This is a genomic window from Microbacterium sp. KNMS (assembly GCF_053851835.1).
Genome location: NZ_JBSQBP010000013.1, coordinates 1 through 12160, shown reverse-complemented (window position 1 = coordinate 12160; position 12160 = coordinate 1). Strand labels below are relative to the sequence as shown.

The 12160-nt window shown below is 69.0% G+C and carries 13 protein-coding genes; 10 read left to right on the top strand and 3 right to left on the bottom strand.

Annotated features, from left to right (window positions below; all coding sequences use genetic code 11):
- Positions 1-12: 12 nt before the first annotated feature.
- The 7 genes from ACWXWW_RS09540 to ACWXWW_RS09510 all read left to right on the top strand — a co-directional run bounded on the left by ACWXWW_RS09540 (position 13) and on the right by ACWXWW_RS09510 (position 6146).
- Positions 13-705, top strand: a complete 693-nt coding sequence (locus ACWXWW_RS09540) for a class I SAM-dependent methyltransferase (protein ID WP_455969746.1) — start codon at positions 13-15, stop codon at positions 703-705.
- A 1257-nt stretch (positions 706-1962) separates the two neighbouring features.
- The gene (locus ACWXWW_RS09535) at positions 1963-2889 is read left to right on the top strand and encodes a ParA family protein (RefSeq protein ID WP_271172535.1); all 927 of its coding nucleotides are present in this window, start codon (positions 1963-1965) and stop codon (positions 2887-2889) included.
- Entirely contained in the window at positions 2889-3902 is a 1014-nt protein-coding gene (locus ACWXWW_RS09530) for a ParB/RepB/Spo0J family partition protein (protein WP_455969745.1), read from the top strand. The genes ACWXWW_RS09535 and ACWXWW_RS09530 overlap by 1 nt, the downstream gene beginning before the upstream one ends.
- A 22-nt stretch (positions 3903-3924) precedes the next feature.
- Positions 3925-4323, top strand: a complete 399-nt coding sequence (locus ACWXWW_RS09525; RefSeq protein WP_282978368.1) for a VOC family protein — start codon at positions 3925-3927, stop codon at positions 4321-4323.
- Between the two features lie 118 nt (positions 4324-4441).
- Positions 4442-5359, top strand: a complete 918-nt coding sequence (locus ACWXWW_RS09520) for an SDR family oxidoreductase (protein ID WP_271172538.1) — start codon at positions 4442-4444, stop codon at positions 5357-5359.
- 14 nt (positions 5360-5373) lie between these two features.
- Positions 5374-5631 (top strand): DUF7218 family protein, encoded by a 258-nt coding sequence (locus ACWXWW_RS09515; protein WP_271172539.1) that lies wholly within the window; start codon positions 5374-5376, stop codon positions 5629-5631.
- Between the two features lie 161 nt (positions 5632-5792).
- Positions 5793-6146: a tryptophan synthase subunit alpha gene (locus ACWXWW_RS09510; RefSeq protein ID WP_324013296.1), complete on the top strand. Its 354-nt coding sequence runs from the start codon at positions 5793-5795 to the stop codon at positions 6144-6146.
- Between the two features lie 81 nt (positions 6147-6227).
- On the opposite strand, the gene trxA is transcribed toward ACWXWW_RS09510, so the two are convergent.
- The 3 genes from trxA to ACWXWW_RS09495 all read right to left on the bottom strand — a co-directional run bounded on the left by trxA (position 6228) and on the right by ACWXWW_RS09495 (position 8721).
- Positions 6228-6554, bottom strand: coding sequence for a thioredoxin (gene trxA, locus ACWXWW_RS09505; protein WP_271172540.1), 327 nt, complete (start codon positions 6552-6554; stop codon positions 6228-6230).
- Between the two features lie 62 nt (positions 6555-6616).
- Positions 6617-7585 carry a thioredoxin-disulfide reductase gene (gene trxB / locus ACWXWW_RS09500; RefSeq protein WP_271172541.1) on the bottom strand — a complete coding sequence of 323 codons (969 nt, stop codon included), beginning with the start codon at positions 7583-7585 and terminating at the stop codon, positions 6617-6619.
- Positions 7586-7659: 74 nt separating this feature from the next.
- On the bottom strand, positions 7660-8721 hold the full coding sequence (locus ACWXWW_RS09495; protein WP_455969744.1) for a LacI family DNA-binding transcriptional regulator: 1062 nt from the start codon (positions 8719-8721) through the stop codon (positions 7660-7662).
- A gap of 118 nt (positions 8722-8839) precedes the next feature.
- Here ACWXWW_RS09495 and ACWXWW_RS09490 point away from each other — a divergent pair, with 118 nt between their 5' ends.
- The 3 genes from ACWXWW_RS09490 to ACWXWW_RS09480 are packed head-to-tail and all read left to right on the top strand — an operon-like array spanning position 8840 to position 12036.
- Positions 8840-9769 carry a carbohydrate ABC transporter permease gene (locus tag ACWXWW_RS09490; protein WP_455969794.1) on the top strand — a complete coding sequence of 310 codons (930 nt, stop codon included), beginning with the start codon at positions 8840-8842 and terminating at the stop codon, positions 9767-9769.
- A gap of 1 nt (position 9770) precedes the next feature.
- Complete coding sequence (locus ACWXWW_RS09485) at positions 9771-10682, top strand: carbohydrate ABC transporter permease (RefSeq protein WP_271172542.1); 912 nt, start codon at positions 9771-9773, stop codon at positions 10680-10682.
- Positions 10683-10716: 34 nt separating this feature from the next.
- Positions 10717-12036, top strand: coding sequence for an ABC transporter substrate-binding protein (locus tag ACWXWW_RS09480; RefSeq protein WP_455969743.1), 1320 nt, complete (start codon positions 10717-10719; stop codon positions 12034-12036).
- Positions 12037-12160: the final 124 nt, after the last annotated feature.

Sequence of the window (12160 nt, the reverse complement as noted above, 5' to 3'; positions counted from 1 at the left end):
GTTCAGTCGCTGGTGCGCGCTCGGCTGGAGCCCGCGTTGACCGTGCTGGACGTCGGCGGCGCGACCGGCATGCACGCGCGCTGGCTGGTTGCCGACGGGCATGCTGTGACCCTGGTCGATCCGGTGCCTGCGCAGGTCGACGTCGCTGCCCGCATCCCCGGGGTGAGGGCCCTGGTCGGGGATGCACGTTCTCTGGAAGACGTCGACGCGAGCGCGGACGCGGTGATCATGCTCGGGCCGCTCTACCACCTGCAGGATCGGGCCGATCGGCTGCGCGCGTTGACTGAGGCGCTCCGCGTCCTGCGCCCGGGTGGAGTCGTGTTCGCGGGAGCGATCTCTCGCCTCTCTGCACTGACCAAGACGGTGCTGGCTCGTGGATTTCGCGATCTGCCCGCGGATGAGGTGCGCGTGCTGCTCGAGAACGGAACCACGGCGGGATCGCTGGAGCCCGCCGCGGGGCGCTTTCCGGGTGGCCATCATCACACGGCTGCGGAGCTCTCCCACGAGCTTTCGGAGGCCGGCTTCGTGGACGTGGAGGTCGTGGGGCTGGAAGGTCCCGGCGGGATGGGTCTCGAGCTGATGGCGCCGGACGAGGAGGTGGTCGCAGCCGGGGACGTGCTTGCGAAGCGCCTGGAGGCGAGTCCGTATGGCGCGGACCTGTCACCGCACCTTCTGGGCATCGCGTCGAGACCGCACGAGGTGTGAGTCGCTGCGCACCGGGCGTGGTCCTGGGTGCAGATGTGTTTCACGTGAAACCCCTTCGGGAGTGGCTGGATCTGTTGCGTGTGTGCACCGGGTTCGTGTGGCGTTTCACGTGAAACGCCGCGGCCCCTCGCGGATCGCATCCCTGCTTCGCGGGATTGCTCCTGGATGCGTGGCCGGCCACGCTCTCGGGCGATGACGATGCGGAGTGACGGGCGGCGGGAGTGGCCGCGCGCGACATCGATGAATCTGGATCTTCCGGTTCACCGCGAGTACGCGCCCGGATGGGACGATCACGAGGATCGGAACGCATTTGCGTCTCGACCGGCGCAGTGGACCCGGGCGTACCGGCGCTCGCCCGCACGCGCACACCACTCGGCACTGAAGACGAGGAGATGACGCGTTTCACGTGAAACACTGCAGAGCGCGGCGACCGCGGTCGCGGCCAGCGGGTGTCGCGCGAGCTGTCGCGTCCATGCCGTCCTAAGGCGCGTTTGTCCGGAGGGGACGACGCGTTGTGAGGATATGGCGAGGCGTTTCACGTGGAACAGAGCCATGTGGCTCCGTGTGGGTGGCGCGTCGAAGGCGGAAGCGGAATGTGACGCTTCGGACGAGGCAGGGTGAGGGATCTGGAAGAGCGACGAGACGTCGGTGCGGAAGCCCGCCTGATCGTGGGGGCTGCTCGTCCGTTCCAGGGCGTAATCGCGCTCCGCAGGAAGCTCACTCGTCAGGCGCAGTGGAGCGCGGTTGTCCCCATGATTCGACGCGGGGGCGTTCCTCGATGGCTCCTGCCCATCGGTCTCCCCCGCGGTAGCCACGTTCGACCCTCCGCTCGCCCTCTATCGACTCCGGAGACGCGGTTGGCCCGTTGGCTCGAGACCAGACCGGTCGGGACGTTTCACGTGAAACACCTGGGCGGCGGACCGAATCGGACCGCGGCTGCAATCCGGACCGTGAACTCATCGCTCTGCAAGACACGGGTGCTACCCCGCGCGCATCTCGGTTGCACAGGCACGATGGCTCGCACGGCTTATCCCGGGCTCGAGTGCGGCCTTGCCGCACACGATGTTTCACGTGAAACACTGCGGGCCAGCGCCGCGAGAACCGGACCGGTCGTACGGCGAACGCCGTGATCGACGTGACGTTTCACGTGAAACATCCCGTCGGCGCGAACACCCATTTTCTACCTGGGTGCCCCTGCAGGCGTGGCGGGGTATCGCCCGTTAGAGTGGAGAGCGTCTGCTCGCGGCGAAGGGATGAGTGTTTCACGTGAAACAGTCCGGCAACATCACGGAGCCTGACGACAGTCCGATCGCGCGGGAGCTGGCCGACCTCACAGCCCGTCGCCGCGCGCTTGCGGACGTCGAGGTGTCGTTCACCGGCCCCACTCGGATCATGACGATCTCGAACCAGAAGGGCGGGGTCGGCAAGACCACGACGACAGTGAACATCGCTGCCGCGATCGCCTCGCTGGGCGGTCGTGTCCTCGTGATCGACCTCGATCCGCAGGGGAACGCGTCGACGGCGCTCGGTGTCCCCCACAACGCCGAGAGCCCGAGCATCTACGACGTCCTGATCGACGACGTTCCACTGAAGGATGTGGTCCAGCAGAGCCCTGAGGGCGAGACACTGGTGTGCGCACCGAGCAACATCCACCTCGCCGGCGCTGAGATCGAGCTGGTCACGCAGGTCGCCCGTGAGCAGCGACTGAAGACCGCTCTGGCGGAGTATCTCGAGGATCGCGAGGAGCGCCTCGACTTCGTCCTGATCGACTGCCCTCCCTCGCTGGGGCTTCTCACGATCAACGCGTTCACGGCAGCGACCGAGGTGTTCCTCCCGATTCAGTGCGAGTACTACGCGCTCGAGGGATTGAGCCAGCTCCTCGGGAACGTGAAGATGATCCAGAAGCACCTCAATCCGCGCCTGCGTCTGTCGACCATCCTTCTCACCATGTTCGACGCGCGCACGCGACTGTCTCAGCAGGTCGCCGACGAGGTGCGAGGGCACTTCACGGGCGAGGTGCTCGACACCGTCATTCCGCGCTCCGTGCGCGTCTCCGAGGCACCGAGCTTCGGGCAGACGGTCATCACATACGACGGCAACTCCGCAGGTGCGATCGCGTACCGCGAGGCCGCGCTCGAGATCGTGCGACGCGGAAGCGCGGACGCGAAGGAAGGGGAATCCTGATGGCGAAACGTACTGGTCTGGGTCGCGGCATCGGAGCGCTCATTCCGACCTCGGAGCTGAGCGACGAGCGTCCCGTCGACGTCTTCTTCCCGTCGTCGACGAAGACCAAGGGCTCGAGCGCCGGCGAGACCGCGCCGCGGAAGCGCGCGTCGAAAGAGGAGGCCTCCCCCACGTCGGGCGAAGAGCTCGTCGAGGTCCCGGGTGCGCGCCTCGTGCACATCGACCCGAAGGCGATCGTCCCCAACCCGCGTCAGCCGCGCACGAACTTCGACCCCGACGATCTCGCCGAGCTCGTCCACAGCGTGAAGGAGTTCGGCGTCCTGCAGCCGGTCGTCGTGCGCGACAAAGGCGACGGGACGTACGAGCTCATCATGGGCGAGCGCCGCACGCGAGCGTCGCGAGAGGCCGGACTGACTGAGATCCCGGCGATCATCCGCGACACGGCGGATGAGGACCTCCTGCGCGACGCCCTGCTGGAGAACCTCCACCGGTCGCAGCTGAATCCGCTCGAAGAGGCGTCCGCGTACCAGCAGCTCCTCGAGGACTTCGGGATCACACAGGAGAAGCTCGCGACTCGGATCGGACGCTCGCGCCCCCAGATCAGCAACACCATCCGTCTCCTCCGGCTGCCGGTGCCCGTGCAGCAGCGCGTGGCGGCGGGCGTGCTCAGCGCCGGCCACGCGCGCGCGATCCTCTCCCTCGAGACCGAGGAGCAGATGCAGCAGCTCGCGGACAAGATCGTCAACGAGGATCTGTCGGTCCGGGCTGCCGAGGCCGCGGCCAAGCAGATCGCGGCGGCCGGCACCGCAGCTCCCCAGCGCACGCCTCGCCCTCAGAGTGGAGCGCGGCGCGCCTACCTCGATGAAGTGGCGACGCGACTCGGCGACCGCTTGAGCACGAAGGTCCGGATCAAGCTGACGGCAAGAAAAGGCCAGGTCGCGATCGATTTCGCTTCGATCCAGGACCTCAATCGGATGCTCGAGGAGATCGGCGAGACCGCTTACGGCGAGTGAGGGCGGCGGCTAGCGTGGTCGCATGACCGCGCCCACGCCGTACATCTTCTTCCCCGGCACCTGCCGGGAGGCCCTGGAGCACTATCGCGCCGTGTTCGGCGGTGAGCTCGAACTCCACACGTACGGCGAGTTCGGGCGCACCGACGGCCCTGCCGACGACATCGCGCACGGCGACCTCCTCGGGCCCGTCTCGCTTCAGGGCGCGGACGCCGGCGCCGACGAGGACGCGGTCGCGTTGACCGGGGTCATGCTGTCGCTCCTGGGGCGATCTGACGCGGCGACGCTGCACCGCTGGTTCGACGCGCTGGCTCAGGGGGGAACCATCGTCTCGCCGCTCGAGAGGCGCCCCTGGGGCGACTGGGACGGGATCGTCGTGGATGCGCACGGGTTGCGCTGGCTGATCGGTTACCGCGGGGCCTGAGCGCTGTCCGTAGGGCATGCGCCGCACGACCGTCAAGGGGTTTCGAGCAGGGTCACGGATTCGTAACGTCGAAACCGCACGACCTGTCGAGACACCGAGCCGGGAGGACGGAAGCCCCATGGAGACGACCGAGAACGCAGGCACGAGCGGAGCGCAGAGCGGGCAGGACCCCCGCGACGCGAAGGACGGGGGCCCCTTCCCCGAGCAGGAGCAGGAGACCCAGCCGGGGCTCACCGAGGAGATGACCCCCGAGCCCGACCACGGCGAGTCGAGCTGGGTCGGTCGAGGCCGCCTGATCGGGCGCAAGGCGCTCATCACGGGCGGCGACTCGGGCATCGGCCGCGCGGTCGCGCTCGCGTACGCGCGAGAGGGCGCGGATGTCGCGATCGCGCACCTTCCCGAGGAGGAGGCCGACGCAGCCGAGACGCGGCGTCTCGTCGAGGCGGAGGGTCGCGTCTGCGCGACATTCGCCGTCGACCTCACCTCCGAGCAGGAGACCGTCGAGCTCGTGCGCGCGGCGCGCGAGGCCCTCGGCGGCATCGACATCCTCATTCCCAACGCCGCCTACCAGAAGCAGCGCGACGGCATCGAGTCGATGCAGGTGTCGGAGATCGAGCGCGTGTTCCACACGAACCTCGTCTCCGCCATCGTGCTGGCCCGCGAGGCCGTGCCGCACATGCCGGCAGGCGGCTCGATCATCGTCACGACGTCGATCCAGGCGTCCGAGCCCTCCCCCGGGCTGCTCGACTACGCCATGAGCAAGGCCGCTCTCGTGGCCTATGCGCAGGCTCTGGCGCAGGAGCTGGCCGAGAAGGGCATCCGGGTCAATGCGGTCGCTCCTGGCCCCATCTGGACGCCGCTGATCCCCGCGACGGGCTTCCCCGCCGACAAGGTGAAGACCTTCGGCTCGGACACTCCGCTCGGCCGGGCCGGCCAGCCGGCCGAGCTCGCGGGCGCCTACGTGTACCTCGCGAGCGACGAGGCGACGTATGTCACCGGTGCGGTCATCCCGGTCACCGGGGGCCGCCCCTTCTGAGAGGAGGCACGCAGATGCCCAACCCGAGGATCAAGGACGAGAAGCTCTACGAGGAGCTCCGCGAGGACGGTGCGTCGGCCGAGAAGGCCGCGCGCATCGCGAACGCGGCCGCGCGAGACGGCCGGAGCTCGGTCGGCAAGCGCGGCGGCAAGGCGGAGGACTACGAGGAGCGCACGGTGCCGGAGCTGAAGAAGCGCGCGAAGGAGCTCGGAATCGAGGGGTACTCTAAGCTCCGCAAGGGCGAGCTCATCGACCGGCTCCGCAACCACTGAGCCGCCCCGCGGCCGCACCCCCTCCATGTCTCACTCGGCGAGGCCATCCGGACCCGGATCCCTCGTCGAATGAGACATGCAGAGTCGGGAAGCGCGGGAGAGCGCGGGCGGAATGGGGTGCGCGCGGCCCTCGTGCGCGTGCACGCGCGTACGCTTGACGGGTGGAGCTGCCCGCCGAATCCCTCCCCCGCCGCCGCGCGAGCGTCGAGGTGCTGCGCGCCGAGGCGGCTGACGAACTCGCGGCCCTCATCCACGAGCGGCTGCGCGAGGGCGAGGATCCCTGGGACTTCATGGAGGACCTCCCCACGGTCGACGAGCTCGTCGTCTTCACCCTGCGGGCTGAGCACATCGAGGCGGATGGCGGTCTGCGGCCCACGCACGCGCGCAATCAGCGCGTGCTGCGGCTCATCGCGGCCGAGTACCCCGAGCTCACGAAGGCCGTCTGGCGGCTCATCGGCCAGGAGAACACCCATCGCCGCTGGGACGCCGTCGTCCGGGTCGTCGATCGCGGCTGACACGGCGAAGCCGCCCTGCGGACGGATCCGCAGGACGGCTTCGAGGTGCACGCGGCGCAGGAGTCGCTCCTGCGCGGAGTCTCAGCCCAGGTAGGGGGCGAGATCCTGCTCGAGCGCGAACTTGGGCTTGGCGCCGATGATGGTCGAGGCGACCTCGCCGTTCTGGAAGACCTTCATCGCCGGGATCGACGTGATCTGGTACTTCATCGCGAGGTCGGGGTTCTCGTCGACGTTGAGCTTGAGGATGGTGATCTTGTCGGGATTCTCGGCCTGGATCTCGTCCAGGACGGGCGCGACCATGCGGCACGGACCGCACCAGGCGGCCCAGAAGTCGACCAGCACCGGGCCGTCGGCCTGGAGCACATCCTGCTCGAAAGTGGCCGACGAAGTGGCCTTGACGTTGCTCATGGGATCTCCTTGTTCAGCAGCTAAGGGGGAGAACACCGGATGGCGGTGCGATGTTCCCCGGGTCAGGCTTCGACCAGCTGGTCCTCGGTCGGGGCCGGCTCACCCGCATCGCCCAGCGACGCGAGGAAGTGCTCGGCGTCGAGCGCGGCGACCGTGCCCGACGCGGCCGCGGTGACCGCCTGGCGGTACGACGGGTCGATCACGTCGCCGGCGGCGAACACGCCGCGCGCGGACGTGCGCGACGAGCGGCCGTCGACCGCGATCGTGCCGTCGGCGGTCAGCTCGAGCTTGTCGTGGACGAGGTGCGTGCGGGGGTCGTTGCCGATCGCCACGAACAGGCCGTCGAGCGCGAGATCGCGGGTCTCGCCGGTGACGGTGTCGCGCAGCGTCACGCCCTCCACGGCCGACTCACCCTGCACGTCGGCGACCTCGGCGTTCCACACGAACTCGATCTTCTCGTTCGCGAAGGCGCGGTCCTGCATGATCTTGGAGGCCTTGAGGCTGTCGCGGCGGTGGATCACGTAGACCTTCGACGCGAACTTCGTGAGGAACGTCGCCTCCTCCATCGCCGAGTCGCCGCCGCCCACGACCGCGATCTCCTTCTCGCGGAAGAAGAAGCCGTCGCAGGTCGCGCACCACGAGACGCCGTGACCGGACAGGCGCTCCTCGCCGGGCACGCCGAGCTTGCGGTAGGCGGAGCCCGTGGCGAAGATGACGGCCTGGGCCTCCTCCACGGCGCCGCTGCCGAGGGTGACGCGCTTCACATCGCCCGCGAGGTCGAGCTCGGTCACGTCGTCATAGCGGACCTCGGCGCCGAAGCGCTCGGCCTGCTCCTGCATCTTCTGCATGAGCTCGGGGCCCATGATGCCCTCGGGGAACCCGGGGAAGTTCTCGACCTCGGTCGTGTTCATGAGCTCGCCGCCCACTTCGACCGAGCTGGCCACGACGAGCGGCTGCAGGTTCGCGCGCGCCGCGTAGATCGCCGCCGTGAATCCGGCCGGGCCTGATCCGATGATGATGAGCTGTCGCACGCGCGCCTCCTGAGGTGTCTGGATGACTCAACCCATGGTAAGTCTGCGGTATTCCATAGATATCCGTCAATGTGTCAGGACGGCCGTGGCGGCGGGGCGGTGCTCTCGCGCACGACGAGCTCGGTCGGCACGACGTCGACCCCCGGTCGGCTTTCGGCTCCGGTCCGCAGCTGAGCGAGAGCGGCCGCGACGGCCCGTCGACCGGCGTCCGCGAAGTCCTGATGCACGGACGTGAGCGGCGGGTCGTACGCGACGGCGTCGGCCGTGTCGTCGAAGCCCACCACGCTCACGTCGTCGGGCACGCGGCGCCCGGCCTCCCGCAGCGCACGGTAGAGGCCGAGCGCCATCTGATCGTTCGCGCAGAAGACGGCCGTGCACGACGGATCCGCGGCGAGAGTCCGTCCGATCTCGTAGCCGGACTGCGCCGACCAGTCGCCGCGGAGCAGCGGCGGCACGTCGCGCCCGGCGCGCTCGAGCGTCTGCCGCCATCCGTCCGCGCGGCGCTGCGCGGGATGCGACTCCTCGGGGCCGGTCAGATGCCACACCGTGCGGTGTCCGAGCGAGAGCAGGTGCTCGGTCGCCTGGCGCGCGCCGTCGAACTGATCGGTGTCGACCACGACGTGGGTGTCATCCGCGCTCGTGTCCATGAGCACGATCGGGACCCCCGGCGGGACGAGCGTCTCCGCGCGATCCAGCAGCTGCTTCTCGATGTTGAGGATGAGCGCGTCGACGGCGAGCTCCTGGAGTCGCGAGTACACGCGCTTGACGCCGCCCTCGGCCTGCGCGCGGAGCGGGATGAGCGTGGTCGTGTACCCCTCGACGGCAGCCGAGTGCGCGATCGCCTCGATCGTGCGGATGTCGCCGATCGTCGACAGCGTGCTGGAGACCACGCCGATCGTCCGGAAGGACCCGAGCTTGAGGGCGCGCGCCGCGCTGTTGGGCCGGTAGCCGAGCTCGTCCATCGCCGCGATGACCAGCTCGCGGGTCTCGTCGAGCACCCCGCCGAAGCCGTTCGCCACGCGCGAGACGGTCTGCGCCGAGACGCCGGCATGGGCCGCGACATCGGCCATCGACACGCGGCGTCCCTCGGAGGTGCGGCGTCGGCGCCGGGGGCGGGGGGAAGCGTCTTCGTCCATCGTCCTGAAACCGTATCGTGACCCCGCCGAGTTGCGCGCTCATCGATGTCGCGTACGATGTTTACGCAAACATAGTTGTTCCCACACTCCTGTCGACGCAGCGGAGGACCCCAGGATGATGACGACGTCGCCTGCCGTCTCGGTGAAGCCACCGGGCCGGGCGCAGACGAGAGCCGCGCGCCATGCACGCGGCCGATGGACCGGATGGGGGTTCCTCGCTCCGTTCATGATCGTGTTCGCGCTCGTCTTCCTCGCCCCGATCGCGTACTCGATCTACCTCAGCCTCTTCCGCTCGCAGCTCGTCGGCGGCACGGTCTTCGTCGGCCTCGACAACTACGTCGCGGCGTTCTCCGACGCCGCGTTCTGGGAGGGCTTCGTCCGCGTCGCGCTGTTCCTCGTCGTGCAGGTGCCCATCATGCTGTGCATCTCGCTCATCGCCGCTCTCGCGATCGACAGCGGCCGCCTGTACGGACCGGACTTCTTCCGCATCGGCATCTTCCTGCCCTACGCGGTGCCGGCCGTCGTCGCCGCGTTCATGTGGGGCTTCATGTACGGGGAGCGCTTCGGGCTCGTGGGCAACCTCGAGGACCTGCTCGGCATCGCGCTCCCCGAGCTGCTCTCCCCCGACCTCGTGCTCGCGTCGATCGGCAACATCGTCACGTGGGAGTTCGCGGGCTACAACATGCTCATCTTCTACTCGGCGCTGCGCGTGATCCCGACCTCGCTCTACGAGGCGGCGGCGATCGACGGCGCGAGCCAGTTCCGGGTCATCCGCGCGATCAAGCTCCCGGCCATCCGCGGATCGCTCGTGGTGGCGACGATCTTCTCGATCATCGGCAGCTTCCAGCTCTTCAACGAGCCGAGCATCATGCAGTCGCTCGCGCCGAACGCGATCACGACCTCGTTCACGCCCAACCTGTACGCCTACAACCTCGCGTTCTCGGGCCAGCAGCTCAACTACTCCGCGACCGTCGCGATCATCATGGGCGTGATCACGATGGTCATCGCCTACGTCGTGCAGCTGCGCGGGATGCGGAAGGCCGACTGACATGTCCACCACGAGCCTCGTCACCCTCCGCCCCGGCGCTCGCGCGCGCCGCCCGCTCGGCACGATCGACCGCCCGCGTCGCAGCGTGCTCCTGACCGCGCTCACCGCGATCATCCTCATCTACTCGCTCATCCCGCTCGTCTGGCTGTTCATCAACGCGTCGAAGACGCAGGACGACCTCTTCACGACGTTCGGCCTCTGGTTCGGCGACGAGTTCGCGCTGTTCGACAACATCGGCCGCGCGCTGACCTACGACGACGGCATCTTCCTGCGCTGGTTCGCGAACACCCTCCTGTACGTGATCGTGGGCGCGGGCGGGGCGACCCTGCTCGCCGTCCTCGGCGGCTACGCCCTCGCGAAGTACGACTTCCCGGGCAAGAAGGCCGTGTTCGCGGTCGTCATCGGGGCGGTCGCCGTGCCGGGCACGGCCCTGGCCGTGCCGACCTTCCTCATGTTCAGCGAGATGGGTCTCACGAACACGCCGTGGTCCGTCATCGTCCCGTCGCTCATCTCGCCGTTCGGCCTCTACCTCATGTGGACGTTCGCGAGCGAGGCCATCCCGACCGAGCTCATGGAGGCCGCGCGGATCGACGGCGCCAGCGAGTTCCGGATCTTCTGGCAGGTCGCGCTGCGCCTGCTCGCTCCCGGGATGGTCACGGTGCTGCTGTTCACGATGGTCGCGACGTGGAACAACTACTTCCTGCCGCTCATCATGCTGCGCGACCCCGACTGGTACCCGCTCATCATCGGCCTCAACCAGTGGAACGCGCAGGCCGCGACCGCCGGCGGCACAGCGATCTTCGACCTCGTCCTGACCGGGTCGCTCCTCACGATCGTCCCGCTCATCATCGCCTTCCTCTTCCTCCAGCGCTTCTGGCAGTCCGGCCTCGCGGCCGGGTCCGTCAAGGAGTGACCGTCCTCACCCACCACAAAGGAGTGCCAACCACATGACCCGCACCTTCCGCCGCCTGGGCCGCCGCGCCCTCATCGGCACCGCCTTCACGGGCGTCGCAGCCCTCGCCCTCGCCGGGTGCTCGGGCGGCGCCGCCGACCCCGACACCGCCGCCGAGGAGGGCGGCGAGCTCACCGTCTGGGCCTGGGATCCGACCGTCGAGACCATCGCGGACGCGTACCAGGAGGAGCACCCCGACGTCACGATCGACGTCGTCAACGTCGGCACCGGCAACGACCAGTACACCGCTCTGCAGAACGCGATCACCGCCGGATCCGGTGCCCCCGACCTCGCCCAGGTCGAGTACTACGCGCTGCCGCAGTTCGCGATCGGCGAGTCGCTCGCCGACCTGACGGAGTTCGGCGCCGCCGATCTCGCCGACGCGTTCGCTCCGGGACCCTGGAACGCCGTGAACTACGGCGGAACGGGCGTCTGGGGCCTGCCCCTCGACTCGGGCCCGATGGCGCTCTTCTACAACCAGGCCGTCTTCGACGAGCACGGCATCGAGGTGCCGACCACGTGGGACGAGTACCTCGAGGCCGCGCGCGCTCTCCACGAGGCGGATCCCGACCTCTACATCACGAACGACACGGGTGACGCGGGCTTCGCGACCTCGATGATCTGGCAGGCGGGCGGTCAGCCGTTCCAGGTCGACGGCACCGACGTCTCGATCGACCTCGCCGACGAGGGCTCCACGCGCTTCGCCGAGTACTGGCAGCAGCTCGTCGAGGAGGACCTCGTCGCGCCGATCAGCTCGTGGAGCGACGAGTGGTACCAGGGTCTCGGCAACGGCACGATCGCGACGCTCACCATCGGCGCGTGGATGCCCGGCAACTTCGAGACCGGTGTTCCGGACGCGGCGGGAGACTGGCGCGTCGCGCCCATGCCGCAGTGGGAGGAGGGCGGCACCGCGACCGCCGAGAACGGCGGGAGCGCGATGAGCGTGCTCGAGAGCAGCGAGAGCAAGGCGCTCGCCTACGACTTCCTCGAGTTCGCCGCGAACGGCGACGGCGTGCAGCTGCGCATCGACGGCGGCGGGTTCCCCGCGACGGTCGCGGACCTCGAGTCGGAGGAGTTCCTCGCGAAGGAGTTCGAGTACTTCGGCGGTCAGACCGTGAACGAGGTTCTCTCGGAGTCGTCGGCGAACGTCGTCGAGGGCTGGGAGTACCTGCCGTTCCAGGTGTACGCGAACAGCGTGTTCAACGACTCCGTCGGCAAGGCGTACGTCGGCGACACGACGATCGCCGAGGGCCTCGCCGAGTGGCAGCAGACCCTCGTGAAGTACGGAGCCGACCAGGGCTTCACGGTCGAGTAGCCGCGACCTCCCCTCGCGGGGGGGGGGGGGGGAGGGGGAAAAAAACAACCCCCCCCCCCCCCCCCCCCCCCCCCCCCCCCCCCCCCCCCCCCCCCCCCCCCCCCCCCCCCCCCCCCCCCCCCCC